At 40.5% G+C, this 25,341-nt stretch carries 27 protein-coding genes; 17 read left to right on the forward strand and 10 right to left on the reverse strand.

What is annotated here, in order from left to right; translation table 11 throughout:
* The 10 genes from AC1EU2_RS04800 to AC1EU2_RS04845 all read left to right on the forward strand — a co-directional run bounded on the left by AC1EU2_RS04800 (position 1) and on the right by AC1EU2_RS04845 (position 8,491).
* Positions 1 to 618 carry a ubiquinone biosynthesis accessory factor UbiJ gene (locus tag AC1EU2_RS04800; protein ID WP_480296848.1) on the forward strand — a complete coding sequence of 206 codons (618 nt, stop codon included), beginning with the start codon at positions 1 to 3 and terminating at the stop codon, positions 616 to 618.
* Positions 615 to 2,255, forward strand: a complete 1,641-nt coding sequence (ubiB, locus tag AC1EU2_RS04805) for a ubiquinone biosynthesis regulatory protein kinase UbiB (RefSeq protein ID WP_480296849.1) — start codon at positions 615 to 617, stop codon at positions 2,253 to 2,255. The genes AC1EU2_RS04800 and ubiB overlap by 4 nt, the downstream gene beginning before the upstream one ends.
* Before the next feature lie 27 nt (positions 2,256 to 2,282).
* Complete coding sequence (tatA, locus tag AC1EU2_RS04810) at positions 2,283 to 2,513, forward strand: Sec-independent protein translocase subunit TatA (protein WP_129948556.1); 231 nt, start codon at positions 2,283 to 2,285, stop codon at positions 2,511 to 2,513.
* Positions 2,514 to 2,519: 6 nt separating this feature from the next.
* Positions 2,520 to 2,915 (forward strand): Sec-independent protein translocase protein TatB, encoded by a 396-nt coding sequence (gene tatB / locus AC1EU2_RS04815; protein ID WP_480296850.1) that lies wholly within the window; start codon positions 2,520 to 2,522, stop codon positions 2,913 to 2,915.
* Between the two features lie 3 nt (positions 2,916 to 2,918).
* The gene (gene tatC, locus AC1EU2_RS04820; protein WP_480296851.1) at positions 2,919 to 3,695 is read left to right on the forward strand and encodes a twin-arginine translocase subunit TatC; all 777 of its coding nucleotides are present in this window, start codon (positions 2,919 to 2,921) and stop codon (positions 3,693 to 3,695) included.
* Between the two features lie 27 nt (positions 3,696 to 3,722).
* A complete protein-coding gene (locus AC1EU2_RS04825; RefSeq protein ID WP_480296852.1) occupies positions 3,723 to 4,217 on the forward strand; it encodes a hypothetical protein in 495 nt (164 codons plus the stop codon).
* Positions 4,218 to 4,223: 6 nt separating this feature from the next.
* Positions 4,224 to 5,015 carry a TatD family hydrolase gene (locus AC1EU2_RS04830; RefSeq protein ID WP_480296853.1) on the forward strand — a complete coding sequence of 264 codons (792 nt, stop codon included), beginning with the start codon at positions 4,224 to 4,226 and terminating at the stop codon, positions 5,013 to 5,015.
* An 8-nt stretch (positions 5,016 to 5,023) separates the two neighbouring features.
* Positions 5,024 to 6,919, forward strand: a complete 1,896-nt coding sequence (locus AC1EU2_RS04835; RefSeq protein ID WP_480296854.1) for a sensor domain-containing diguanylate cyclase — start codon at positions 5,024 to 5,026, stop codon at positions 6,917 to 6,919.
* Between the two features lie 9 nt (positions 6,920 to 6,928).
* Positions 6,929 to 7,939, forward strand: a complete 1,011-nt coding sequence (gene hemB / locus AC1EU2_RS04840) for a porphobilinogen synthase (protein WP_480296855.1) — start codon at positions 6,929 to 6,931, stop codon at positions 7,937 to 7,939.
* A gap of 195 nt (positions 7,940 to 8,134) precedes the next feature.
* Positions 8,135 to 8,491: a cupin domain-containing protein gene (locus AC1EU2_RS04845; RefSeq protein WP_480296856.1), complete on the forward strand. Its 357-nt coding sequence runs from the start codon at positions 8,135 to 8,137 to the stop codon at positions 8,489 to 8,491.
* Between the two features lie 28 nt (positions 8,492 to 8,519).
* Here the strand turns inward: AC1EU2_RS04845 and metF are convergent, their stop codons facing one another.
* The 3 genes from metF to metB all read right to left on the reverse strand — a co-directional run bounded on the left by metF (position 8,520) and on the right by metB (position 13,253).
* Positions 8,520 to 9,416, reverse strand: coding sequence for a methylenetetrahydrofolate reductase (gene metF, locus AC1EU2_RS04850; protein ID WP_480296857.1), 897 nt, complete (start codon positions 9,414 to 9,416; stop codon positions 8,520 to 8,522).
* A 286-nt stretch (positions 9,417 to 9,702) separates the two neighbouring features.
* Complete coding sequence (gene metL / locus AC1EU2_RS04855) at positions 9,703 to 12,090, reverse strand: bifunctional aspartate kinase/homoserine dehydrogenase II (RefSeq protein ID WP_480296858.1); 2,388 nt, start codon at positions 12,088 to 12,090, stop codon at positions 9,703 to 9,705.
* Complete coding sequence (gene metB, locus AC1EU2_RS04860) at positions 12,090 to 13,253, reverse strand: cystathionine gamma-synthase (RefSeq protein WP_480296859.1); 1,164 nt, start codon at positions 13,251 to 13,253, stop codon at positions 12,090 to 12,092. Before metB ends, metL begins: the two co-directional genes overlap by 1 nt.
* Positions 13,254 to 13,448: 195 nt before the next feature.
* Between metB and metJ the strand changes: the two genes are divergently transcribed.
* The 6 genes from metJ to AC1EU2_RS04890 are packed head-to-tail and all read left to right on the forward strand — an operon-like array spanning position 13,449 to position 18,082.
* Positions 13,449 to 13,763, forward strand: coding sequence for a met regulon transcriptional regulator MetJ (gene metJ / locus AC1EU2_RS04865; protein WP_129948567.1), 315 nt, complete (start codon positions 13,449 to 13,451; stop codon positions 13,761 to 13,763).
* Between the two features lie 33 nt (positions 13,764 to 13,796).
* Positions 13,797 to 14,282 (forward strand): SprT family zinc-dependent metalloprotease, encoded by a 486-nt coding sequence (locus tag AC1EU2_RS04870; protein ID WP_480296860.1) that lies wholly within the window; start codon positions 13,797 to 13,799, stop codon positions 14,280 to 14,282.
* Positions 14,283 to 14,329: 47 nt separating this feature from the next.
* Complete coding sequence (locus AC1EU2_RS04875; RefSeq protein WP_480296861.1) at positions 14,330 to 15,091, forward strand: endonuclease; 762 nt, start codon at positions 14,330 to 14,332, stop codon at positions 15,089 to 15,091.
* Positions 15,088 to 15,816 carry a 16S rRNA (uracil(1498)-N(3))-methyltransferase gene (rsmE, locus tag AC1EU2_RS04880; protein WP_480296862.1) on the forward strand — a complete coding sequence of 243 codons (729 nt, stop codon included), beginning with the start codon at positions 15,088 to 15,090 and terminating at the stop codon, positions 15,814 to 15,816. Before AC1EU2_RS04875 ends, rsmE begins: the two co-directional genes overlap by 4 nt.
* A gap of 20 nt (positions 15,817 to 15,836) precedes the next feature.
* Complete coding sequence (gene gshB / locus AC1EU2_RS04885; RefSeq protein WP_480296863.1) at positions 15,837 to 16,787, forward strand: glutathione synthase; 951 nt, start codon at positions 15,837 to 15,839, stop codon at positions 16,785 to 16,787.
* Positions 16,788 to 16,789: 2 nt separating this feature from the next.
* Positions 16,790 to 18,082, forward strand: coding sequence for an alkaline phosphatase (locus tag AC1EU2_RS04890; protein ID WP_480296864.1), 1,293 nt, complete (start codon positions 16,790 to 16,792; stop codon positions 18,080 to 18,082).
* A gap of 54 nt (positions 18,083 to 18,136) precedes the next feature.
* On the opposite strand, the gene AC1EU2_RS04895 is transcribed toward AC1EU2_RS04890, so the two are convergent.
* The 5 genes from AC1EU2_RS04895 to AC1EU2_RS04915 all read right to left on the reverse strand — a co-directional run bounded on the left by AC1EU2_RS04895 (position 18,137) and on the right by AC1EU2_RS04915 (position 22,073).
* On the reverse strand, positions 18,137 to 19,501 hold the full coding sequence (locus AC1EU2_RS04895) for a hypothetical protein (RefSeq protein ID WP_480296865.1): 1,365 nt from the start codon (positions 19,499 to 19,501) through the stop codon (positions 18,137 to 18,139).
* A 79-nt stretch (positions 19,502 to 19,580) separates the two neighbouring features.
* A complete protein-coding gene (locus AC1EU2_RS04900) occupies positions 19,581 to 20,318 on the reverse strand; it encodes a DUF481 domain-containing protein (RefSeq protein WP_480296866.1) in 738 nt (245 codons plus the stop codon).
* A 104-nt stretch (positions 20,319 to 20,422) separates the two neighbouring features.
* Positions 20,423 to 21,226, reverse strand: coding sequence for an ion transporter (locus tag AC1EU2_RS04905; protein ID WP_480296867.1), 804 nt, complete (start codon positions 21,224 to 21,226; stop codon positions 20,423 to 20,425).
* A 102-nt stretch (positions 21,227 to 21,328) separates the two neighbouring features.
* The gene (locus AC1EU2_RS04910) at positions 21,329 to 21,451 is read right to left on the reverse strand and encodes a hypothetical protein (protein ID WP_480296868.1); all 123 of its coding nucleotides are present in this window, start codon (positions 21,449 to 21,451) and stop codon (positions 21,329 to 21,331) included.
* On the reverse strand, positions 21,444 to 22,073 hold the full coding sequence (locus AC1EU2_RS04915; protein ID WP_480296869.1) for a YidC/Oxa1 family membrane protein insertase: 630 nt from the start codon (positions 22,071 to 22,073) through the stop codon (positions 21,444 to 21,446). Before AC1EU2_RS04915 ends, AC1EU2_RS04910 begins: the two co-directional genes overlap by 8 nt.
* Before the next feature lie 28 nt (positions 22,074 to 22,101).
* Here AC1EU2_RS04915 and AC1EU2_RS04920 point away from each other — a divergent pair, with 28 nt between their 5' ends.
* Positions 22,102 to 22,698: a hypothetical protein gene (locus AC1EU2_RS04920; protein WP_480296870.1), complete on the forward strand. Its 597-nt coding sequence runs from the start codon at positions 22,102 to 22,104 to the stop codon at positions 22,696 to 22,698.
* A 50-nt stretch (positions 22,699 to 22,748) separates the two neighbouring features.
* Here AC1EU2_RS04920 and fba read toward each other — a convergent pair whose 3' ends face one another.
* Together fba and AC1EU2_RS04930 are read right to left on the reverse strand one after the other, a co-directional pair.
* On the reverse strand, positions 22,749 to 23,819 hold the full coding sequence (fba, locus tag AC1EU2_RS04925; RefSeq protein ID WP_205000504.1) for a class II fructose-bisphosphate aldolase: 1,071 nt from the start codon (positions 23,817 to 23,819) through the stop codon (positions 22,749 to 22,751).
* Positions 23,820 to 24,147: 328 nt separating this feature from the next.
* On the reverse strand, positions 24,148 to 25,323 hold the full coding sequence (locus tag AC1EU2_RS04930; protein ID WP_480296871.1) for a phosphoglycerate kinase: 1,176 nt from the start codon (positions 25,321 to 25,323) through the stop codon (positions 24,148 to 24,150).
* Positions 25,324 to 25,341 lie beyond the last annotated feature (18 nt).

Genomic DNA, 25,341 nt, shown 5'->3' on the forward strand with positions numbered 1-25,341 from the left:
ATGCAGCAAAAAATGGCTTTACTGTGCACTTCTGTAATTGAAGCGTCTTTAGCACAATTAAACAAACTCAATCCGCACTTGCAAGATGAGTTGCAGGTGTTGAATAACAAAGTCATTGAAATTCGCTTGAACCAGCTACCTTGGCCATTATTCTTTATTTGTAACGATGAGATTTTGGTGCTGTCTCACTATGAAGCTAAGCCTGATGTCTCTTTAAAAACAGATTTAAGTACTTTATCCAAAATTCGTCAAGGCCAAAGCCTGACTGATCTAATTAAAGCCGATAAACTCACAATCGAAGGTGACATCAATATCCTTCAACAATTCAGCGCTTATCTAGAAAAGCTCGACTTTAATCTTATCGAACCTATATCGAAGTATATTGGTGATGTACCTGCACATTTTTTGCAAAGTGGCTTCAATCAATTTACGGATAAACTGAAATCCATTTCCAAAGGCACAACAACGCATCTCACAGAACTCGCAGTTGAAGAGTATCAATTAGCACCACATCGTCTTGAGTACATTCAACACTGTGATCAACTTGAAGATTTAACTGCTGATGTAACCCGTTTAGAAAAGCGCATAGCAAGCTTAAGGGACAATAACTCAGTATGAGCATATCAGGGATCAACCGCGGCTATTTTGTCATCAAGACCTTTTTACAATACGGTGTTGACGAACTCTTACCGAGTAAACTCAAACCATGGTATTTTAAGCTGCTTCGGGCAATGTTCTTTTGGTTACGCAATCAACACAAAGAGCTTTCCGGCGGTGAACGATTTCGTTTAGCAATGATTGCGCTAGGCCCTGTTTATATCAAACTTGGACAAATGCTTTCGACTCGACGAGATCTTCTGAGCGATGAATGGGCCGAAGAGCTGGCAGTTTTACAAGATCGAGTACCACCATTTGATTCAAGCCTTGCGAGACAAGCCATTGAAAAAGAACTTGGCGAGCCTATTGAGAACTTATTTGATGATTTTGAAGCAAAACCTCTAGCTTCAGCCTCTATTGCTCAAGTACATTGTGCCACCTTAAAATCAAACAGAAAATCTGTCGTTCTAAAAGTGCTTCGCCCCAATGTTGAGTCGCAAATTAAAGCGGATTTACAGTTGATGGAACAAGTGGCAACGACGCTTGAGAAGCTATTAAAAGACAATCGTCGTTTTCGCCCTGCTGAGGTGATTGCTGATTATAAAAATACCATTCTAGGAGAGCTTAACTTAAAGCTTGAAGCCCTGAATGCAATAAAATTACGGAATAACTTCTTAAATTCTGATGCTCTGTATATTCCGTATGTTTATGAAGAACTGTGTCATAAACGTTTGATGGTAATGGAACGTATCGATGGTATTCCAGTATCCAATATCGAAGAGCTAAGCGCTCAAAACACAAATTTCAAACTATTGGCTGAGCGTGGCGTTGAGCTATTTTTCACTCAAGTGTTCCGAGATAACTTTTTTCATGCTGATATGCACCCTGGAAACATCTTTATCTCAAAAGAACATCCCGAAAACCCATACTACATTGGTTTAGATTGCGGCATTATGGGGACATTGAGTGAAGCTGATAAGAATTATCTCGCCCAAAACTTCCTCGCCTTTTTTAATCGCGATTATGAACGAATTGCTCAGCTTTATATTGAATCTGGATGGGTCTCAAAGAATACCGATATGGTTGCATTTGAACAAGCTGTAAAAGCCATGTGTGAGCCAATGTTCAATAAACCTCTGGATGAAATCTCATTTGGACATGTTTTATTGGAATTATTCCGTACGGCACGACAATTTGAACTGGTTGTTCAGCCTCAATTAATTCTTTTACAGAAGACCTTGCTGTATATTGAGGGGTTAGGAAGACAATTATATCCACAACTTGATTTGTGGCAGACAGCAAAACCATTTTTAGAGAAATGGATGTCTGAGCAAGCTGGGGCAAAAGCTTTCGCAAAAAAAACCAAAGCGAATTTTCCATTTTGGGTTGAAAAGCTTCCTGAGCTGCCCGAATTGGTATATGACAATTTAAAATTAGGGCGAAAACTCGTTGGTTCGCAGCAAGATATGCTCAATCAATATCTGAGTCATCAACGCCAGTTACACAAAAGTAACTTTTTGTTGATCACATCTGCAGTTTTATTGATCTGTGGCACGATTTTGTTTAACCAAGATGTGACACCATTAGTGTCACAAATCAGTTTAGGTGCTGGAGCAGTTCTCTGGATAGTAGGATGGTTCTCTAGACCACGAAATTAAATTAACCGTAGAAAGAGGAAACATTTCATGGGTGGTATCAGCATTTGGCAGTTACTAATTATTGCGGTAATTGTAGTGTTATTATTTGGAACTAAGAAATTACGCAACATCGGCGGTGATTTAGGTGATGCAGTAAAAGGGTTTAAAAAGGCAATGGCTGACGATGACAAAAAAGCCATTACTGACGAGACAGCTTCAGCTGAAAAGACAGTAGAAACTGAAGCTAAAGCTGAAACGAAAGAAAAAGAACAGGTGTAACTTATCATGTTCGATGGCATCGGCTTTATGGAGCTGTTGCTGATAGGCATTATTGGTCTTGTGGTATTGGGGCCAGAGCGTCTACCGGTCGCAGTGAAAACGGTAGCTAGCTGGATTAGAACCATAAAGCGCATGGTTAACTCTGTAAAAGAGGAACTTGAGCATGAGCTTAATGTCGAGCAGTTACACAAAGATCTTAAAGAGGCTGAAAACAAGGGGCTAGCTAACTTGTCCCCTGAGCTTCAAGAGTCTATTGATAAATTGAAAGAAGCCGCGGAGTCAGTAAATCGCCCTTATAAAGCGACTGAAGAAGCGACTTCAACGTCAGAAGCTTCAACAGAAAAAACTGACGAAAAAATAACGGCAATCTCTTCTGAAAAAGAGACCAAAAAAAACGGATAAACTATGGCAGAGCAGCAACCTCTAATTAGCCACTTGCTGGAGTTACGAACTAAAGTTTTACGTGCAATTGGTAGTATTTTATTGGTGTTTATCTGCCTCGTTTACTGGGCGCAAGATATCTATCATTTTTTGGCCATCCCATTAATGAGTAACATGCCCGCTACTGGGAGTATGATTGCGACTGATGTTACCGCTCCGTTTTTTGCACCTTTTAAATTAACCCTCATTTTATCGTTTTTTATTGCCATTCCTTATGTGCTTTTTCAAATCTGGTCATTCATTGCCCCCGGATTGTATAAACATGAAAAAAAGCTCGTAGCACCGCTTTTATTTAGTAGTACCTTACTGTTTTATCTTGGGATTGCCTTTGCCTACTTCGTAGTATTCCCAGTTGTTTTTGGTTTTTTTACCAGTGTAGCGCCTGAAGGCGTTCACATTGCAACTGACATCAACAGTTACTTAGATTTTGTTCTTAAGCTTTTCTTTGCTTTCGGTTTAGCTTTTGAGATCCCAATTGGTGTAGTACTACTTTGCTGGGCTGGTGTCACGACAGTTGAAGATTTGAAAAAGAAACGACCTTATATCATTGTAGGTGCTTTTGTTGTTGGCATGCTGCTAACACCACCAGATATTATTTCTCAAACAATGTTGGCTGTACCTATGTTACTCTTGTTTGAAGGTGGTTTGTTGGCTGCTCGTTTTTATAAAAAGAAGCCTGATGAAGAAACGTCTTCTGACGATTCAGATCAAGACTCAAATAACAGCATCTTGCCTCGATAATTACGTGGCATGAGAAGGAGAATTAAAATGAATAAGATATGGATCCCTACTCTATTTTTATTATCGACGTCAGCCTTTGCAGGTGTTGAACAAGATATCCAAAAATGCGCTACAGTTTCAGACAAATTAGACAGATTAATTTGCTTTGACAACTTGGCCAAAGGTATAAGCCCTAAAGTCAGTTCGCCTGAAGCCAGCTTTGGTAAAACCAATTCTGAAGCAGAAACGTCGTCTTCAGATCAGTTTGAAACACGTGGACAAACAACCGAGTCATTTGGCATCACTAAACCAACAGGTAAACAATTAGAGCGAGTAGAATTGACTGTTGCAAAAGTTTCTAAAAATCTGCATGGAAAACTGACTATTACATTTGAAAATGGTCAAGTTTGGAAACAAAGTGAAACTAAACGATTCAAACTAAAATCAGGACAAAAAGCTTATATCAAGAGAGGAGCACTCGGCTCGTTTATTTTAGGCACACCTGAACGAAATTCGACGATTCGCGTAAAACGCGTTAAATAAAGTGTAATGACTCGTTATATCGACATTGCTGTCAACTTGATTAGCAGCAAACTTGAGCATCAAATCGAAACCGTACTTCAAGAAGCTCATGATGCAGCCGTTGAAAAGCAAATCATTGTTGGTAGCAACCTTGATGAAAGTGCGAAAGTAGCAGCTTGTTGCAAACAGTATCCTAATACTTTATTTGGAACAGCGGGTGTACATCCACATTATGCCAGTCAATGGTCTGATCAAAGTTCAGAAGAGCTCTTAGCGCTTTTAAGGCATGATTCCATTATTGCAGTTGGAGAATGTGGCTTAGATTTTAATCGCAATTTTTCAACACCAGACCAGCAACTCAAAGCATTTGAATCTCAACTCGAAATTGCGGTTCAAACTCAAATGCCAATATATATGCATTGCAGAGATGCGCATAATGAATTTATTCAATTAATAAAACAGTATCGACCTCAACTTTCTAAAGCCGTTTTACACTGCTTTACAGGCTCAAGATCTCAACTTGAAGACTGCCTTGAACTCGATCTATTTATCGGTGTAACAGGTTGGGTATGCGATGAACGCAGAGGGCAAGCACTTGCTGAGTGTGTTAAGTATATTCCTAACGACCGTTTGATGCTTGAAACTGACAGTCCATATCTGTTGCCAAGAAATTTAAAACCCAAGCCTAAATCGAATACAAACTATCCAAAATACTTACCTCATATTGCTGACACAGTAGCCAACCTGAGGCAACAAAACAAAGAATTCTTGGCTAAACAATGCTTTGACAATACAATGGATTTTTTTGGGTTGGAGTAATTTCAAGTATGAGTCGTTTATTCCTATTTTGTTTACTATGTTTGACTCAAACTCTTGCCTTTGCCGCTAATATTACGCCAATATCAGTCTCTGGCAATGAACCATTAGATTTAGACGGTAAAACGTACGTGCTTGAGCATAACGATATCAAAGATATCGAACAAGTCATTGCTGAATCGAATATTTATTGGCGAGCAAAACAAACCTCTGATACTCAAATGATTGGCGCCCATAATTATTGGCTTCAATTCAAATTAACTACTCCTGAAGACTCAATTAAACGGATTCTTGAAATTGGTAATCCACACATTGATCACATTGAAATTTATCATTACATCAATGGTCGGCTTTCAGATAAACAAGTGATGGGAGACAGTTACCCATTCTCAGATCGTCCAATTAAAAAAATTCAATTTTATTATCCAATTGAACTTAAAAGAGGACAAATTCACGATATCTATCTGAAAATAAATACACAAGGTAGTGCTCATATACCGTTAGTATTAGGCTCTGCAGAATACTATTTTGAAAAGTTTGATAACCTACCAATTGCCGTTGGTGTTCACTTAGGCTCACTAGTCGGTATCGGGATTTTTAGCCTATTCTTCGCTTTCGTGACTCGCTCATTCAGCTACGGATATTTCTCTGGCTATGTGTTGAGTATGACCTTAGTTATTGCCACGATAGATGGGCTTTCGTATAAATACTTATGGCCAGAATCTCCTTTTCTCCAAGCTCACTCATTACCGGCACTTATTCCCATTGCACTGGCCTTTGCTTTATTGCTGACAGAAAAAATCCTTAAGCTTAAAAAACAAAATTATTTTATGCTTAAATTCTGCAGAATTGGGGCTTTAGTCAGTATTTTCATTGCAACCTTATCGCAATTTATCAGTTACAAGTTAGCACTTTTGATCGAAGTAAACGCCGTCTTAGCTGTCGTTATCGTGCTGATGGTCCTAACCGTTATTCAAGCAATCAAAGGCCATAAACTTGCTAAACTTTATTCCCTAGGATGGTCTGCAATTATGTTCGGTGCAGGCGCTACTTGCCTAGTGTATTTAGGAATAATTTCTTTATCTGTTGCACCTCAAGTTCCCGTTATCTATGGCTTAACCGTAGAGATACTTGTGATGACTCTGATTCTTGCGATTCGGTATCATGACGAACGTAAAGAAAAAATGAGAATTCAGCAAAAAGCACTAGTACAAGCTGAGCGAATTAAGCAAGCACGAGAAGATGCGCTAAATTCAGAAATCCAAAATAAAGATCAATTAGAACACATGGTTCAAGAGCGTACCCTTGAGCTTGAGTTTGCATATAGAGAGCTCAATGAAGCTCATGACAGACTTAAAGAACAATCTTCAATTGATACATTAACAGGCGTTAAAAATCGAAACGCTTTTGATAAGAAGCTACTTGCTGAAGCTAAATTGAGTCGTCGCCAACAAACGCCACTTGCGATTATGATGCTTGATATCGATAAGTTTAAACTTATTAATGATACTTATGGTCATTTTGCTGGTGATCAGGCTCTAAAATATGTTGCCGATTCAATAAAGTCAGAATTGCTGCGCCCTTCAGACATTGTCGCTCGTTATGGCGGTGAAGAATTCGCATTACTGCTACCAAGTACCGATGCTAAAGGTGCAAAAGTGGTGGCTGAGAAGATACGCCGCAACATTCATGATCATGCGATTCGCTGGCAGGATAATAATATATTTCTTACAGTGAGTATTGGTTTAGTCGCCGATATCGTCACTGACGATGCTCATGCTAGAGTGATGTTCGAGCAAGCTGATAAAGCCCTTTATCATGCAAAAGATAATGGTAGAGATCAGGTTCAAGAGTTTACTTTTAAGCTTGAACAGTTCGCTGAAGTTGAAGCTGAAGTTAATAATTAGGAGTTTACCGTGAATATAGTTTCAAGCGCTTTCCCTAGACGTAGAATGCGTCGCATGCGCAAACACGATTTTAGTCGACGTTTAATGGCCGAAAATCAACTTACGGTCAGTGACTTAATCTACCCAATGTTCGTTTTAGAGGGCGAAAACCGCACTGAAGATGTAGCTTCTATGCCAGGGGTTAAACGTTACACGTTAGATCTGCTATTAAAAGAAGCTGAAGAACTCGTCGAATTAGGTATTCCACTGATTGCAATTTTCCCTGTCACCCCTGCCGATAAAAAATCACTCATGGCTGAAGAAGCTTATAATTCTAACGGTTTGGTTCAGCGAACCGTTCGAGCACTTAAAGCTGCTCACCCTGAATTGGGCATTATGACTGATGTTGCTTTAGACCCATTCACGACACACGGCCAAGACGGCATCATTGATGAGGAAGGTTATATCATCAATGACGTGACTACTGAGGTGTTGGTAAAACAAGCTTTATCGCATGCTGAGGCCGGTGCCGACATGGTGGGTCCTTCAGATATGATGGATGGTAGAATCGGAGCAATTCGTGAGGCCCTAGAATCTGCAGGCCATGTAAACACACAAATCATGGCTTACTCAGCTAAATACTCTTCAAATTATTACGGACCATTTCGTGATGCAGTTGGTTCTGCTGGCAACCTTAAAGGTGGCAATAAACATAGCTACCAAATGGATCCAGCCAATATTGACGAAGCGTTACATGAAGTCGCTATGGATATAGAAGAAGGTGCAGACATGGTTATGGTAAAACCAGGTATGCCATATCTTGATGTCGTCAGAATAGTGAAGTCTGAATTCAAAGTGCCAACTTTTGCTTATCAAGTCAGTGGTGAATACGCAATGCATATGGCGGCAATTCAAAATGGTTGGCTAGCAGAAAAGCCAATTATTATGGAATCTCTACTTTGCTTTAAACGTGCAGGTGCTGACGGTATCCTCACCTACTTTGCCAAACGCGTCGCTCAGTGGCTGAAAGAAGAGAAATAGTTTCTTAATAACTGTGGTATTGCCTCAACCAGCAATACCACATTAATTATTCCAATAATTTCTTGTTGTTCTACGACATCCACGCTAAACCATTACTAATACTGACTCTAGTGATTAAGTACTCTACCCTGCCATCTCGGCACAAGAGAGAAAAGAATCACTGTAATGAGCAATAACTCTCAAGAGGATCACGTAATGAAATTAGCCACGTTATTTTTGCCACTGTTTGCCGTTTTATCTTTTCAGGCCTCAGCCCACTCAAATTGCCAAACTCATCGACACACTTTCTTCGAACAGCAAGATGTAAAGTCTTGGAAGACGACACTCTGTGAAAGTGGCCACCTCGAATATCACACCCATCAAACTGCTCGAGTGATTATTCCCAAACAAGATGGAACGATAAAAATCCATTATCAAGATGGAACTTCAAAGATTATCCCTTTAAAGAAAGATATTCCCAGTTATCTCCCAAAATCAGAAGGGTTGAAGCCGCATCAAGACATAAACCTAAGTGGTCATGATATAGACCTATTAGTTGTTGAGATCAAATAATGATGATGCTGAACCCTTTATTAAATAATTAAGCCACTTTCTGCGGACGAATGCCCAGAGTATGACAAATAGCGTATGTGAGTTCTGGGCGATTCAGTGTATAAAAATGAAAGTCTTTAACCCCTTCTCGAGCCAATACTTTCACCATATCAATAGCGATGTTTGCTCCGACTAATTGCCTTGTTTCAGGGTCATTATCTAAACCCGAAAATTGATGATGTAGCCAATCAGGGATTGAAACATTGGTGATGCCTGCAAATTTTTTCAATTGCTGAAAATTCGTTACTGGCAATATCCCCGGTACAATTTCAACTTCTATTCCAGCCGCAGCGCAACGATCTCTGAATCTAAGATACGTTTCAATATCAAAGAAAAATTGAGTAATCGCTCGTGAAGCACCAGCTTCAACTTTCCGCTTTAGGTTGACCAAATCCGATTGGGCATTCAAAGCATCAGGGTGGACTTCAGGGTAAGCAGCCACAGATATATCAAAATCGGCTACAGAGCGCAGTAGAGCCACTAAATCAGAAGCATAACGCTGTGGATTCTCGTACCCCTCAGGTATATCTCCCCTCAATGCGACAATATGGTCAATGCCAGAATTCCAGTATTGCTTGGCTAATTCTCTTAATTCACAGTCATCGGCATCAATCAATGTTAAGTGCGGAGCTGCAACTAAGCTCGTCTCATTCTGGATACGTTCAATCACATTGTGGGTTCTATCTCGCACGCCACTCAATGCTCCATACGTTACTGAAACAAATTTTGGGTCCAAAGGTGATAAACGCAGAATAGACTTCCAAAGCATTTGCTCCATCTCTGAGTTTGCTGGAGGAAAAAACTCAAACGACACATTGATGTCACCATTATGCTCAGCAAGATTTTGATTGAGCAACGATGAGTGTTGTGCATGATGGAATGCCATAATCTACCCTATGTTAAAGTTAAATGGACGTTTAGACGTCTAAATAGAAATATGACGGAGAATATTGATGATGTCAAGGTTATTTTTTAAACGTTTATTCAATTAGTGTTTCTGATAATTCATAAAAGAAAATAGACCATTATCAAAAATGGGTACGAAAAAGCATAAGGAAGGTGCAACCATTGGAGAATAATCAATAGGGAAAAATAACGCTTTGTAGGAAAACTTGAGCAGCTGTATAAAATAGAGGCCTACTCTAATCAGCCTCTACTGGTTCTTTATACAATCAATCTAGCATTAAGTCTCGGCAAATTTGTACGAGATCGGTCTGAATGGCAGCAGCAGTCACCTCTCGACCAGCACCGGGCCCTCTGATGATCAGTGGCGTACCTTTGTAAAATTCACTTTCAATGACAAAGATATTATCGCCAGGCGTTAGGTTTGCATAAGGGTGTGTGTTATCAACTCTTTCTAAAGCCACCTTTGCGTTAACTGAGTTATTATTGAGCTCAATCTTGGCAATATAACGCAATACCTTTTGTTGGCTCTGAGCTGCAGCCCATTGACCTTTGATCGATCCATCGATTTCATCAATACGCTCAAGAAACTCTTGTTTAGAGACGTGCACGAGATGTGCTGGGACCAATGATTCCAGCTCAATATCACTGAGCTCTAGATTCATTCCTAATTCTCGAGCCAAAATTAACAACTTTCGCTGCATATCTCTGCCGGAAAGATCATCTCTAGGATCTGGCTCTGTAATGCCTTGTGACTTGGCTTTTAATACGAGTGATGAAAAAGGCTCACTGTCGTCATAATGCTCAAACAGCCAACACAGAGTGCCTGAGAATATGCCTCCTACACTATGAATATCGTCACCACCATTTTTGAGCTCAGCCAATGTCGTCTGAATTGGTAGCCCTGCACCACAGCTCGCATTATAACGCCAAAACAGACGTCGACTTTGCAACTGATATTTCAGCTCTTTATAAAACGTAAGTGGACCTGAACCCGCCAACTTATTTGCACTCACAAGGTGAATGCCACGCTGTAAAAACTCTGAATATTTTAAAGTTAAGCTGGCACTGGCGGTAATGTCCAAAACGATAAGTTCATCGTAAGTTAACGCATCTAATTGAGTTAAGAGTTCATCATATCGCCAAGGCTGTCCATGCTGATTTAAGTTATGCTCCCAATTTGACAAATCAATGGCGCTATCTGAAACCAAACAATGATTCGTTGATACCAAACCTGCAATATCTAACTTAATTTTAAGTTGTTTTTCGAGCTTTAAAAAACGAGTCTTAAACAGTTTCGTCCAAGTTTTACCGATATTGCCTAAGCCAAATACCACAACACCGAAACGTTTCTTAGCTGCAGTACAGCGTCGATGAACTTTAAAAGATAAACTATCAACTTCAGCTTTAGGTACTAGCGCAACCAAACTGTTCGAATCTTGAAAAATTGGCTTTGAATGCCGAGTTAATAACCTCGAAAAACCATGGCGATGCTCCAACGAGTCTTGACTCACTAATGCGACTAATCCAAACCTTGACGTCACACTAACCTGAGTATTTTCACTACAAAGTGGTTCTAACAACGTTAATAACTTCGCTTTATTCTCCGTCGTAGTTGCCAGCTCAAACTTATTATTGGTATGAATCCACCAGGCAAGTGGGCTAACCCCATGCTGCTCCAACATCAAATGAATACTTTTAGGCTCTAAATCACTTTGTAATTGGAGTAATTCAACTTGTGGCAGACTGGTGATCACTGGCTCACATGCAGCGGCACTGTCAGGTTCAATTTGAGTGTATTGAGTATGCGATGCAAAACTTGATCGAACAGCCAACCGAGCATTACTACCAAAAAGCGGTTGCAGTGTTCGACTGTGAAGCACAGGGGAACCTAATTTAGCAAGCCGATCAGCTTCACTTAAAGACAAAGACGCTAATAATTTGGCATCCGTAATTTTATTGGGGTCAGCATTAAACACCCCTTCCACATCGGTCCAAATGGTAATTTGTTCAACATCAGCATAGCTGGCTAATAAGCTCGCACTGTAATCTGAGCCATTGCGACCTAACAGCAGAGTATTACCTTCAGCGTCACCACAAATAAAACCAGTAAAAATTAATCTTGTTGCAGGGTTAAGCTCAATAACTTGTTGAACATTGAATCTGGATTCATCGGTTTTTACTCGGGCAACAACATCGTTTTCAGCGAGCAGAACTTTACGACTATCAATGGCTTTAGAGGCAACATCATTTTGTTTTAAATAAGCGGCTAACAATCTTGCAGACCAGACTTCACCAAACGCAACAAGCTGATTTTTATCGTATTCTGTTAACTGTTCTTGTGACAGCAAGCTCGATAGCTCCATACCGTCGGTCGCCAAACGCTCACGAAATAATTGAGCATTATTGTTATCCAATAAATCTTCAGCTAGGTGTTGTTGATATTCAATCAGCTCCTGTAATGATTGCAGCCATAAACGGCGACTGTGCTGAAACTCTAATAACTGATAAAGCTTGTTGGTTGATTTACCCGCTGCAGATACAACCACCATATCATTGGCATTTCCTTGTGTGAGCAAAATATGCGCTACACGTCGGTAACCGTCAGCATCTGCTAAACTTGAACCGCCAAATTTATGTAAGTGACTAATCGTCATTAATCCTTGTCTCCGAGTAAAACTGTATCTAAAGCTTGTTTCAAATCAGTAGCTAAATCGTCACCATCTTCGACGCCAATCGATAAACGGATCAAAGTCGGCTTAATGCCCGCCTTCACTTGTGCATCATTATCCATAGAACGATGAGTCATTAACGCAGGAACACAAACTAGACTCTCTACACCACCTAAGCTTTCAGCAAGCGAGAACAATTGTAAACGATGTACGAATTGAATTAGAGCATTATGATCGCCTTTTAATTCAAAACTTACCATGCCACCAAAGCCACTCTGTTGTTTTTTGGCGATTTCATGACCATTGTGGTTTTCAAGCCCAGGATAATAGAGTTGTGAAACAGCATGATGTTCACTCAGTATGTTAACAACTTTCTTTGCATTTTGTTCGTGCTGTTTTATACGAAGCGGTAACGTTCTCACGCCTCTTAGTGTTTGGTATGCGTCAAAAGCACCACCTGTCAGCCCTAATGTATTTCCCCACCAGCATAGGGTTTCACTAAGATCATCCGTCTTAGCTATCACGGCTCCACCAACAACATCACTGTGACCATTAATATATTTAGTGGTGGAATGAACAATGATGTCAGCCCCTAAACATAATGGCTGCTGTAGAAGAGGCGACAAAAACGTATTATCAACCACAAGTAATGTATGACTTCCTTTGATCATATTAGCAACCTTTTGAATATCAACAATCCGAAGTAATGGGTTACTTGGCGTTTCAAGCCACACCATTTTGGGTTGCTTAGCTACCGCAGACTGTATTTGTTCGTCTTGGGTTTGGTCGATAATTTCGAGCTTAAAACAGCCCTTATCAGCAAACGCTTTAAATAAACGTAAGCTTCCTCCATAGCTGTCATGAGGAACGATCAGCAAGTCGTGCGGTTTGAGTAATTGCAGCACCAGAGTGATGGCGGACATTCCGGTATTGGTGATGATAGCGCCAGCCCCTTTTTCAAGCTTAGCGAGAGTATCAGCAAGTAACGTTCTGGTTGGGTTACCACTTCGGCTGTAATCAAACTCCCTTGGAGATAACCCACCATCAAAACAATAATTCGTTGATAGGTGCATTGGAGGAACAACAGAGCCATACTGAATGTCTGTTTCTAAGCCGTTTCTGACTGCTATTGTCGTTGTTGATTTCACCTGTCGCCTCAAAACCAAGGATGTCTAGACGTCTAGACTAGTTTTTATTCAACCACTGGTCAAGAAATATTAGCAGTATAGACTTCTAAAAGTTTGTCTTAACCATACAATTAGTGCAATAATTTGACTGTGAGTTTTTAGGCTTTAAAATTTGCCGACCTCGAATTATTTATTAGCATCAATACAGGTGAGTCAATGACTAAATGGAATGGAGAATATATCAGCCCTTACGCTGAGCATGGAAAAAAGAGTGAGCAAGTAAAAAAAGTCACTGTCTCAATTCCATTAAAAGTATTGAAAGTACTGACTGATGAGCGAACACGCCGACAAGTAAATAACTTGCGCCATGCGACCAACAGTGAATTACTTTGCGAAGCGTTTTTACATGCCTACACAGGCCAACCTCTACCGAACGATAACGATCTATCAAAGACTCAGCCTGACAGCATTCCTTCGGAAGCCAAAAAGCTCATGGAAGCAATGGGGATCGAATGGGAAGAGATGGAATAACCATCTCTTTCAAATTGACCTGCATTAATTACGATGAGCCAATGGCAACAACAAGCGATAGATAAAGTTGAATATTGTTATCAAATTGCCGAGCAACAATTTAAACGACCTTTCCCTCGCCCAGAAATATCCTTTAAATTGCGTGGTAGAAGCGCTGGTATGGCTCATCTTCAACTGAATAAAATTCGCTTGAATGCCAGCATGCTCGAAAGCAACCAGCAAGACTTTATTGATGAAGTCGTTCCGCATGAAATCTGTCACTTACTTTGCCATCACGTTTTTGGACGAGTAAAGCCACATGGCATCGAATGGCGCTCAATGATGCAAACGCTTTATAGCCTCAAACCTAAGACAACTCATAGCTTTGAAGTACATTCTAGACCACAAACAAAGATCGCTTATCAATGCGGTTGTGGTGTCGTTGAATTAGGCATTCGACGTCACAATAAAGTCATCCGTAGTCAAGCCCAATATCGATGTCGAATTTGTTCTAAAACTTTAAAATTGCTAAACCTCTGATAAGAGCATAAAATTTAATCACCTTAAAGTCGTTTTCGGTAGCCGTTATGCCGTCTAATAAGTTTATTACAGCTTTTGCTGTATGTGCTGTCGTAGCACTCAGTTTTACCAATCAAAGTTATGCCACTGATCGTCCAACATCATTTTCTCAAGCAAAAACACGTTTAACCAAGTTATATCCCAGCCAATTAGAACCAAAAACGTTTTATTGCGGTTGTGAGTTCAATGCAGATTCAAAAAAGTGGGATCCAGACCTAGATTCATGCGGTTATAAAGTGAGAAAGCAACAAACTCGAGCGAACCGCATCGAATGGGAGCACATTGTTGCTGCTTGGGATTTTGGTCACCAACTGGGTTGTTGGAAGACAGTCGGAGACACTTCAGCACGCGCTAATTGCACCAAAACCAGTGATGACTTTAATATAATGGCTTCTGACATGCATAACCTAGTGCCTGCCATCGGCGAAGTTAATGGTGACAGAAGTAATTACTCTTTTTCACAATGGACCTCTGAAAAACCTTCTAACCCTCAATATGGCCAGTGCGATATGATTGTCGACTTTGCAAACAGCCGTGTTCAACCACCTGAATACAGTCGAGGTGCCATTGCGAGAACATACTTGTACATGAGCGAAACATATCCTCGCTATCGTCTTTCAAGTAAACAATTAAACTTGTTCAATGCATGGAATAAAATGTATCCTGTTAAGCAATCAGAATGCATACGAGATAACGTCGTTGCAAGCATTCAAGGAAACCATAACCATTTTGTTTCGGATGCTTGTGATGCCAATAATTTTAGTAAATGAGAATACCAAGAGTTTATCAGGCCGGCAGCTTAGCTGTTGGCCAAAGTACTTTATTAGATGATGATCCTGCTGCCCATATCGGGCGAGTTTTACGAATGCACACAGGAGATAAAGTCTCCCTCTTTAACGGTGATGGTCACGACTATCTAGCCGAAATCATTGAAGCTTCGAAAAAAAATGTTTCAGTCCGCATCATAGAAGCGACGGAAAACCCAACTGAATCTCCATTAAAGTTGCACCTAGGGCAAGTAATTTCTCGCGGTGACCGCATGGATTTTACATTGCAAAAATCGGTAGAACTTGGCGTTACCACTATCACTCCCCTGTTTTCAGAACGATGCGGTGTCAAACTCACTGGCGATCGCTTAGCGAAAAAACAACAACAATGGCAAAAAATAGTGCAGAGTGCTTGCGAGCAATCAGGCCGAAGTGTCGTACCTGAAGTTCGTCCAGCCATATCACTTGAAGCTTGGTGTGCCGAAGAGTCAGATGCATTAAAATTGAACCTTCACCCAAGAGCCAACCACGGTATCAATGGCTTAACACTTGAAAATAATAGAGTACGTCTTCTTATTGGTCCTGAGGGTGGTTTATCCAAAGAAGAAATTGATATGACTGAACAATATCAATTTACCGATATTTTACTGGGCCCTCGTATTTTACGAACTGAAACAGCCGCTTTAACGGTCATAAGTGCACTACAACTCAAATTTGGCGATCTGTAAGATCTAAAGGAACTATAACAATGATTAAACTTGGCATCGTGATGGATCCCATTCAAGATATCAATATAAAGAAAGATTCAAGCTTTGCTATGTTAATGGCAGCCCAAAAACGTGGTTACCAACTGTATTACATGGAAATGCAAGATCTTGCACTCGTCGATGGTGATGCTGTGGCGAACATGAAGCCGTTAACCGTAACAGATAACGCTGAATCATGGTTTGAACTTGGTGAGCCACAAAATAATGCGATGGCAGATCTTGATGTTATTTTGATGCGTAAAGATCCACCATTTGATACCGAATTCATCTATGCCACTTACATGTTAGAGCGTGCTGAAGATAAAGGTACTTTGATTGTTAACAAGCCACAGAGTTTACGTGACGCCAACGAAAAATTATTTACAGCATGGTTTCCGGAGCATACACCAACAACACTTGTGACCCGAGACAGTCAACGTATACGTGCGTTTTACGCTGAACATGAAGACATCATTTTAAAGCCATTAGATGGTATGGGTGGCAGTTCAATCTTCCGAGTAAAACCAAACGACCCAAATCTTGGTGTCATCATTGAGACATTAACTAACCATGGACAAACCTATGCCATGGTTCAAGCATTTATTCCTGAAATTACCGAAGGTGATAAGCGCATTTTAATCGTAGATGGTGAACCCGTTCCTTACGCACTGGCTCGTATCCCACAAAACGGTGAAACTCGCGGTAACCTCGCTGCAGGTGGTAGAGCTCAACCACAACCACTGTCTGAAAGTGACTGGAATATCGCACGTTCACTTGGGCCTGAGCTAAAGAAGCGCGGACTCATTTTTGTTGGTATTGACGTTATCGGTGATAAGCTAACTGAAATTAATGTTACTAGCCCAACTTGCATAAAAGAAATTGAAGCCGCTTATGACGTAAGCATTACGGGCATGTTATTTGATTCAATAGAAACTCGGCTTAAAGAGAGATAAAGATGCTTAATCAAACCATTAAGGGACTTATGGCGATAGCATTGCTAGCGCCATTGAGTGTATTAGCCGCGAACGAAACACCTACAGAAACACCAAAGACACCAAAGAATATCATTTATATTATTGGTGATGGTATGGGGCCAGCCTATACCACGGCTTATCGTTACTACAAAGACAACCCAAATACTGAAGAAGTAGAAACCACTGTCTTTGATCGCTTACTGGTTGGTATGGCTCGCACAGCTCCAGCTAGAATGAGTGGTTATGTTACGGATTCTGCTGCCGCTGCAACTGCACTTTCTACTGGGGTAAAAACCTACAATGGTGCGATTGGTATGGATACCGATAAACGCCCAATGGAGACGCTGTTAGAGAAAGCTAAGAAAGATGGTAAAGCTATTGGTATCACGGTGACATCACAGGTAAACCATGCGACACCGGCTAGTTTTTTAAGCCATAATGAAAGTCGTAAAAACTATGAGCAAATCGCTGAAGATTACTTGGACTCTGGCGCTGATGTGATCATGGGTGGCGGTCAACGCTACTTTGATAAAAGCTTATTAGCTCAATTTAAAAAGAAAGGTTATCAAGTTTTAGAAAACTTCGACAAGCTCAATGATGTACACAGTGGTAAGGTACTTGGTTTATTCGCTGACGTTCAACTTCCTTGGGTGATTGATAACCCAAATGGTCATCAGCTGAGTAAAATGACGCAAAAGTCATTAGAGCTATTATCACAGCATAGCGATGGCTTTGTTTTACTTATTGAAGGCAGCATTATCGATTGGGCCGGACATGCCAATGATATCGCTACCACCATGGGTGAAATGGATGAATTCGCTCGCACGTTGGAAGTGGTTGAAACCTACATTCGAAAGCACCCCGATACCTTGATGGTTGCTACAGCAGATCATGACACCGGCGGTCTAACTGTAGGAGCCAACAATAAAAAATCTTGGAACCCTGACGTACTTCATAAGATCAAAGCCAGCCCAATGACCATTGCTAGACAATTGATCTCTCAAAAGCAGTGGAAAACAGGTTTTGCGAAGCTCATTGGTTTTGAACCTAAAAAGGATGAATGGAAAGCGCTATCTAAAGCTCATACTCAAGATGAACAACACTTCGCAATGGCCATCATTGATCTTGTAAATAAACGCAGTAACACTGGCTGGACAACAGATGATCACACTGCTGTTGATGTTCAAGTCTTTGCAAAAGGTCCTGCATCACAATTGTTTGTAGGCTCACAAGATAATACTGAAATCGCTGACACACTTTCATCTTTACTATGAACCTTATATCACCACTCAATTTTGCGAGTGGTGATATTCTTCAACCGATACGCATTAAGGTATTTCAGCCTCAGTAACGCTGATGATTTCTTCCCGATTAAGCGTGACTTTAAATCTCCGGTACACCTTTTTAGAATGGTGATGCTTTTCGACCATAATCAAATTGATCTGGTACCTTCTCTCTACGGGCTTTACGTCTATTTCACCATTTGATTGACTATAAAGTTTGGCTTTTCCTTTTTGCAGATATTGAATAAAGGGCAAAAAACTAAACTGAATTTGCTCTTTAATTTCTTGATAACCTTCAGGGAAATCTTTAGCTGTCACATTACTTTGTAAGCGGTAAAATAAGGTTTGAGACTCTATCCTATTCTGCACATGTCTCATGCTCAAAATGGTTTTAACAGGGTCAGGTACCTCACTATGTCTTAGATATTCTAACCAAATTTTTTCATTGACCATCACTTGTTTGTTCGTCGTATCAATGAGCTTTCGGCTCCACTTAGGTCGGCCTTTCTGCACGCTTCTCCACAAAACATCTTTAACGTCATCTTTAAAGATTTCTCGCAAGCCATAAATCAGCGCCATTGAGATCACAAATGCGATGGTCAAATTACTGAATTCATCCTTAGCTTGTAACACGAGCACGGTAATAAATAACATCACTAAAGCCATAGCCATACCCGTCGTTATTCGCTTTAATCCTGAGCCTAATACCTTCAACTCTTCTTTTAATTCCACTCCTTGCTGAAGAACACGTCGAATGAGGATCATCTTGTTAGAGATTCGATTGGGGTTTTTAATGGTCTTTTTGGTGTTGTATTTAAGCTCTGCACGATGCTCAGCTTCTTGAGCACAAAATGCTAAAATTTTGCTTCTCTGTTTTAGTAACATGGCTGAGTCATTGTGTTCTGAGATAACTTTTAAGAACAACTGCTCACAAAACCAAGACAAGTAATTATCTGCTTGGGCAAAGTAACTGTTTCGTCTTTCGTCATCAGGCCTTAAAGTGCGAAACTGTGCAAGTAGATGTTTGGTAGAGTCTAATAACTGTTTTTCTCCAGCTTTATCACCCTCCGCTTCTAGTGCCTGATAAAAGTTCGTAATGTCATTTTCAATGGCGGTGGTTATTTGATACATAATCAAATTTAAATGCAGACGATAGTCGCCGTTTATCCGCTTTTTAAGCTTTTCAAATTGCCCTTCTAAATTAACGATATGTTGCTCATCTGAGCTATAGAAACGTTTACTACGAATAGACCGATAAAACACTTGTTCTTCACTCAGTGTTTTTGGACCAATACGCATTTCTTTAGGCAGAAAAAAGAAGAGTTCGAGCTCTTTGTGTTCTGATGATGACAGTACTTGGTTGATTCCAAGATTAAGGTTATCGAGCTTTATCAACTGCACTTGCTTCACAAGCCTACCTCTTAAAACAGTATGGAGGTGTGCTTATATAAGCACACCTATCGGCTTAAGTGTAGTTGATAAAGTCAGGCTAGAATGAGTAGAGGAGAGTCAGTGTCGTTTCAGTATCAGTGCTTTTAACGTTGTCGAGTGGTTCGCTGTTATAGCGTACAGTCACACCAAACTTCATCGCTAGAGAATCAACGACTTTGGCTGTGATTGACGTGTCTAATCTTGAAATAATTTTATTACCAAAATCGGATACTAATTTAGAGTTAAAAGTCGATGAATCACTAACTCTTTTCGTGTATTCAATGACAGTATGAGCAACTAACGTTGTATCTGAATTCTCATTAGTTTCAGTTCGCTGTTCAGGGGTCAACCTTTGGTAAATGTAACCAGGGCCAATTTCAGCTCTGAGCATATCGCCGCCATCATCGAAAAATTTATGACCATAACCTGCAGCTGTAGCCACCTGATAATCAAAGCCTCTAAACTCATCAACTTCATAACTCCCATTAGCAAATAGGTAATTATTTTCATCAAACTTATAGTTACCTTGAGCCCCTAATTGATAACGCTTAGCGGTAACAGCTTCATCATCTTTTGTGTATAACCCCTCGATGATGTACTCATTTTCCCAGTCTTCTAACTCATGCTTTAAATCAGCTTTAGCTTTAAACGAAGAAGTTTGAGTATTACCCGTTGTAAACGTTGCACCTGCTTCAACGTTACCCCCAAAGGTAGCATCTCCTTTAACCCAACTATCATCAGCCATTGCAGCAGAAGACAATACACATAAGAACGAACAGACAACTAAGCGCTTCATATTATTAGATTACCTTGTTTGTTAAAAATATTGCACAGCTTAAATTTTACACACAACTTGTCAATACTAACTTTCAACTGCTGTACCGTATCTGAAGAAATTTATTATCTTTTTTCTAATAAATGCTTCAATTCCTGGATTTGCTGCTGCAAATCATCCATAGAGACTTCTTTTTTAGCTTGTGCATCTTTCGTTTCTTGGCGAAGGTTTTGACGCTCTTCTTCAAGCACATTCACCACAATACCGATAATCATGTTTAAAAATGCAAAGGTCGTTAGAAAAATAAAAGTCAAATAGTAAATCCAACTCAATGGATACACTGCCATGGTTTCGTACATGACATCGGTCCAATCTTCAAAGGTCATCACACGGAATAATGTCAGCATGCTGATGGAAATATTACCCCATAAGACGTCATTGATATTGGCAAACACTGAGCTTCCAATTGCCGCATAAATATAGAAAATAATAAACATCAACAACATCACGTATGCAAGTTGAGGCAGTGCTTTTAATAGCGAATTCAACAATAATCTCAATTCAGGGATCATCGACACCATACGCAGCACTCGGAATACACGAATTAAACGCCCAACAATTGCAAGTTCACTGTTTTCAATTGGCACTAAGCTCAAAATAACAATCAAGGTGTCAAAGATATTCCAACCCGATTTAAAAAATTGTGATTTTTTCTTCTCGCCTAAAAATCTGACACTGATTTCGATTAAGAAAAATAATGTGATGCCAAAATCTAAGATACGCATGGTTTGATTAACGTAATCAGGTAATTGATAGGTTTTCACCCCTATCATCAACGCAGAAAAGATGATGATGCTGACGACAAAAAACTCAAAGACTTTGTTAGATCGGATTTTATAGAAGCGGGCTTGTAGGCGGCGAGTGTTCATTGTTGTAGATTTTATGTCCAGTTAAAATAATTAAATCAGTATGATATAGAGCAGACTCTCAGATGCAATCATGTTTACACTTTTCTTTAATATACTCAGGGCTTAATTCTCGATCTCATCTATCAGTGCTTGATATCGTCCAGGGTAACTTTCTTTATCAATCTGTCTTTTTACATCAAACAGCTCTTCCAAAGAGTATTGGCTATAATCAATCTCTTTAACCATTTATCAGTATTCTCTTTGAATAAATCAAGTTGGCTGTGAAGGACTGTATTGTGCTCACCAGTGTTGACGTTCCCCAGTACAGTCCGATAACTGAAGAAAAATTCAGTAAACTCACCAAGCAAATCCCAGATACAACAATTAACATCAGATAATTCACTGATTCAGCGGCAGAAGGCATTAAGTACATGGATAAGCCTGTAAGCAAAGCAACGACAAGGCTCAGTAATACATCTGATCTAGCAATATCTGAAATCCAAGCAAACTTCCCTGCCAAATTGGCGCCGTTTAAAAACTGGAACATACCAAAACCTACGAGACCTTGGCTAAGTATATTCATAACACTCGTTTTATTTACAAAAGAAATATCGTTGTCTTTATAGAGTTGCATCATTTTTTGCGACATCAATTTCGGGTCTGATTGATATTGCTTTTTTAGCTTATCAATTTCTGGTTTGATTTTAGTAAGCTTCTGTCTTTGCTTAATCCCTTGCACGATTGCAGGATATGAAATCGGTAACAAAAGCACTCTAATCAAGGCGGTCAAAGCGATGATCGCTAATCCAGTCGATAATGTTAAATCCGATTGAAAAAAGGTAAGTCCTATTTCAAATATCCAGCTCATCAATAAATCCATTTTATTAAGACATAATATGTCAAACTACTTATTGTTCGTAATATTGTCAATGGTTGTTTGCTCATCCGCTGAATTCGAGTTTTCAATCATGGCAGTAACGTCTACTCTACCGACCACCCTTAGACCCATTTTAAGTAATGCAATACGGTTTGCCCCAGCGGCTGCCGCAATACCAGCAAGGTTTAATCACAGCTATCAAAACTCAGGGAAAACAGTTGCATTTTTTGTCTCCAGTTTTTCAGTCCCTGAACTAAAAGAGAGAATGACTGACTATGTACGAAACCACACTTCATTAAAAAAACCATTAAGAGTTGTTTGTATTCAGGATACAGAACACAAAGATGGTTTTTCAATCAAAGAACAAAGTGCAGATAATATTGCGATGTCTACAGCTTTCAGAGAGACCTGCTTACTCACCCAAGCATCAGATGACGAATTCGTTACTTACTTATGCAACGTGTTATCCATAGCACCTGGCGCAGCAGAAGAATGCACACCAAAAGAAAACACCGTCGTTAAAGATAAGGGAAATGTGTACTTGAAGCAGGGAAGCAGTGAGTCAGGCAGGCCACAGAAGCAACCAACGCTTGACGACTATGCCGAAGGGCAGTAATAACAAAAAAGCCCGCTAGAGCGGGCTTAAGTTCAATTGGGTCAATAAGATTACATGTTGTTGATCTTAGGATCTAACTCACCAGATTGGTAAGACTTATACATTGCCTGTAATGACTTAGTCTTGATTTTAGACGCCATCCCCGCCGTACCAAACGCTTCATAACGCTGTGTACAAATGTCGGCCATAGCGTTCATTGAAGCCGTTAAGAATTTACGTGGGTCAAACACACTTGGGTTTTCAGCCAAGAATTTACGTACAGCACCAGTAGATGCTAAACGCAAGTCAGTATCGATGTTAACCTTACGAACGCCGTGCTTGATGCCTTCTACGATTTCTTCTACTGGAACACCGTAAGTTTCAGGCATTTCACCACCGTACTGGTTGATCACTTCTAACCACTCTTGCGGTACTGAAGATGAACCATGCATAACAAGGTGAGTGTTTGGAATACGAGCGTGAATTTCTTTAATGCGGTCGATACGCAGTACGTCACCCGTAGGCTTCTTAGCAAACTTGTAAGCACCGTGGCTGGTACCGATTGCGATAGCTAACGCATCAACGTGAGTATCAGCAACAAAACGTGCCGCTTCTTCTGGTGTAGTCAGCATTTGATCCATGCTTAAAATGCCTTCTGCACCAACGCCATCTTCTTCGCCAGCTTGACCAGTTTCTAGGCTACCTAGACAACCGATCTCGCCTTCTACAGACACACCGCAGGCATGAGCGAAAGCAACCGTTTTACGAGTTACGTCTACATTGTATTCGTATGAAGCTGGCGTTTTACCATCCGCCATCAATGAGCCGTCCATCATGACTGATGACATACCCAACTGAATTGAACGCTGACAAATATCAGGATCCGTTCCGTGATCTTGGTGAATACATACTGGAATATCTGGATACTGCTCAAGTGCAGCATTCATTAGATACTTCAAGAATTGTGGGCGGGCATACTTACGAGCACCCGCAGATGCTTGTACGATTACTGGGCTGTCTGTCGCTTCAGCTGCTTGCATAATTGCACGCATTTGCTCAAGGTTATTCACGTTAAATGCAGGTACGCCATAGTTATGCTCTGCTGCGTGATCCAATAACTGTCTTAGAGATATTAATGCCATTTTTAGCTCCGTTCGTAGGGCAATCGAGTGTTCAAGATATAAGTACCCGACCATAAATTTCTTAAGATTTTATCGCACTCATATTCAGCACTCTACGGCGTTGCAACTCCTTGCCATAGCGACGACTATGACTCGTCATTGCGCCTTGTATTGCACTAAATCTGAACACGATAATTGTCAAAGAACTTATCGTCAGCTACTTAGTTGAAACACACGCTAAGTTTGATGTCTTAAATTCTTCACGTTCCTCAATCGAGTGAGGATTCATTGTTATTCTTTTTATTGCCACTCCTGCATAAACAAGAGTGGCTGAACTCACGAGAGTGACTTACGCACCACGCGATTCAAGCATGGCTACCGCTGGAAGTTCTTTCCCTTCGAGGAACTCAAGGAACGCACCACCACCGGTTGAGATATATGAAACTTTGTCTGCGATATCATATTTATCAACAGCCGCAAGCGTGTCACCGCCACCAGCAATTGAGAATGCATCTGATTCAGCAATGGCTTGTGCAATACGCTTAGTACCTTCGCCAAATTGGTCAAATTCAAATACACCTACTGGGCCATTCCACACAATTGTGCCAGCTTTTTTCAGGATTTCTGCTAACGCTTCAGCACTGTCTGGGCCAATATCGAAGATCATTTCTTCGTCTGTTACTTCTGCCACATTTTTCAGTGTTGCTTCAGCTGTTGGGCTGAATTCACCTGCAACCACAACATCGGTAGGAACAGGAATGTCACCGCCACGGCTTTGTGCGTTATTCACAAGACGGGTTGCTTCTTCGACTAAATCAGCTTCAAAAAGTGATTTACCCACTTTATGGCCCGCCGCTGCGATAAAGGTATTAGCAATACCACCACCGACAACAAGCTGGTCAACTTTAGTTGATAGGCTTTCTAGAACGGTTAGCTTAGTTGAAACCTTAGAGCCACCAACAATTGCCACCATTGGACGTGCAGGGTTATCTAATGCTTTACCTAGTGCGTCTAATTCACCCACTAATAACGGGCCAGCACAAGCAACAGCTGCATGTAAGCCTACACCGTGTGTTGATGCTTGAGCACGGTGAGCCGTACCAAATGCATCCATTACGTATACATCACAAAGTGCTGCCATTTTTTTAGAAAGTGCTTCGTCGTTTTTCTTCTCACCTACATTGAAACGTACGTTTTCGAAAATAACCACTTCGCCTTGCTTAGCTTCAACACCATCGAGGTAATCTGACGCCAAAGATACATTGCACTCTAAAGCATCATTCAAATAATTAACCACTGGCTGCAGTGAGAACTCAGCATTAAACTCGCCTTCAGTAGGGCGGCCTAAGTGAGACATTACCATTACTGCTGCGCCTTTTTCTAACGCTAGCTTAATCGTCGGTAATGCTGCACGTAAACGCGCATCACTGGTCACTTTACCGTCTGCAACGGGTACGTTTAGGTCTTCACGGATAAGTACACGCTTACCATTGAGATCTAAATCTGACATACGAATAATTGCCATTTTTGTTTCCTATTTAAT

Source organism: Parashewanella sp. 2304DJ23-3 (genome assembly GCF_056591695.1).

What these genes read in the sequence shown, in the direction of transcription:
- AC1EU2_RS04930 (WP_480296871.1), bottom strand. Translation starts at nt 25,323, where the DNA reads ATGGCAATTATTCGTATGTCAGATTTAGATCTCAATGGTAAGCGTGTA.
- AC1EU2_RS04800 (WP_480296848.1), top strand. Translation starts at nt 1, where the DNA reads ATGCAGCAAAAAATGGCTTTACTGTGCACTTCTGTAATTGAAGCGTCT.
- rsmE (WP_480296862.1), top strand. Translation starts at nt 15,088, where the DNA reads ATGAGAATACCAAGAGTTTATCAGGCCGGCAGCTTAGCTGTTGGCCAA.
- AC1EU2_RS04825 (WP_480296852.1), top strand. Translation starts at nt 3,723, where the DNA reads ATGAATAAGATATGGATCCCTACTCTATTTTTATTATCGACGTCAGCC.
- AC1EU2_RS04890 (WP_480296864.1), top strand. Translation starts at nt 16,790, where the DNA reads ATGCTTAATCAAACCATTAAGGGACTTATGGCGATAGCATTGCTAGCG.
- metF (WP_480296857.1), bottom strand. Translation starts at nt 9,416, where the DNA reads ATGGCATTCCATCATGCACAACACTCATCGTTGCTCAATCAAAATCTT.
- tatB (WP_480296850.1), top strand. Translation starts at nt 2,520, where the DNA reads ATGTTCGATGGCATCGGCTTTATGGAGCTGTTGCTGATAGGCATTATT.
- AC1EU2_RS04920 (WP_480296870.1), top strand. Translation starts at nt 22,102, where the DNA reads ATGTCAAACTACTTATTGTTCGTAATATTGTCAATGGTTGTTTGCTCA.
- AC1EU2_RS04910 (WP_480296868.1), bottom strand. Translation starts at nt 21,451, where the DNA reads ATGGTTAAAGAGATTGATTATAGCCAATACTCTTTGGAAGAGCTGTTT.
- tatA (WP_129948556.1), top strand. Translation starts at nt 2,283, where the DNA reads ATGGGTGGTATCAGCATTTGGCAGTTACTAATTATTGCGGTAATTGTA.
- fba (WP_205000504.1), bottom strand. Translation starts at nt 23,819, where the DNA reads ATGGCATTAATATCTCTAAGACAGTTATTGGATCACGCAGCAGAGCAT.
- metL (WP_480296858.1), bottom strand. Translation starts at nt 12,090, where the DNA reads ATGACGATTAGTCACTTACATAAATTTGGCGGTTCAAGTTTAGCAGAT.
- AC1EU2_RS04845 (WP_480296856.1), top strand. Translation starts at nt 8,135, where the DNA reads ATGAAATTAGCCACGTTATTTTTGCCACTGTTTGCCGTTTTATCTTTT.
- AC1EU2_RS04835 (WP_480296854.1), top strand. Translation starts at nt 5,024, where the DNA reads ATGAGTCGTTTATTCCTATTTTGTTTACTATGTTTGACTCAAACTCTT.
- metJ (WP_129948567.1), top strand. Translation starts at nt 13,449, where the DNA reads ATGACTAAATGGAATGGAGAATATATCAGCCCTTACGCTGAGCATGGA.
- AC1EU2_RS04875 (WP_480296861.1), top strand. Translation starts at nt 14,330, where the DNA reads ATGCCGTCTAATAAGTTTATTACAGCTTTTGCTGTATGTGCTGTCGTA.
- gshB (WP_480296863.1), top strand. Translation starts at nt 15,837, where the DNA reads ATGATTAAACTTGGCATCGTGATGGATCCCATTCAAGATATCAATATA.
- AC1EU2_RS04830 (WP_480296853.1), top strand. Translation starts at nt 4,224, where the DNA reads ATGACTCGTTATATCGACATTGCTGTCAACTTGATTAGCAGCAAACTT.
- AC1EU2_RS04905 (WP_480296867.1), bottom strand. Translation starts at nt 21,226, where the DNA reads ATGAACACTCGCCGCCTACAAGCCCGCTTCTATAAAATCCGATCTAAC.
- tatC (WP_480296851.1), top strand. Translation starts at nt 2,919, where the DNA reads ATGGCAGAGCAGCAACCTCTAATTAGCCACTTGCTGGAGTTACGAACT.
- AC1EU2_RS04900 (WP_480296866.1), bottom strand. Translation starts at nt 20,318, where the DNA reads ATGAAGCGCTTAGTTGTCTGTTCGTTCTTATGTGTATTGTCTTCTGCT.
- AC1EU2_RS04915 (WP_480296869.1), bottom strand. Translation starts at nt 22,073, where the DNA reads ATGAGCTGGATATTTGAAATAGGACTTACCTTTTTTCAATCGGATTTA.
- AC1EU2_RS04870 (WP_480296860.1), top strand. Translation starts at nt 13,797, where the DNA reads ATGAGCCAATGGCAACAACAAGCGATAGATAAAGTTGAATATTGTTAT.
- ubiB (WP_480296849.1), top strand. Translation starts at nt 615, where the DNA reads ATGAGCATATCAGGGATCAACCGCGGCTATTTTGTCATCAAGACCTTT.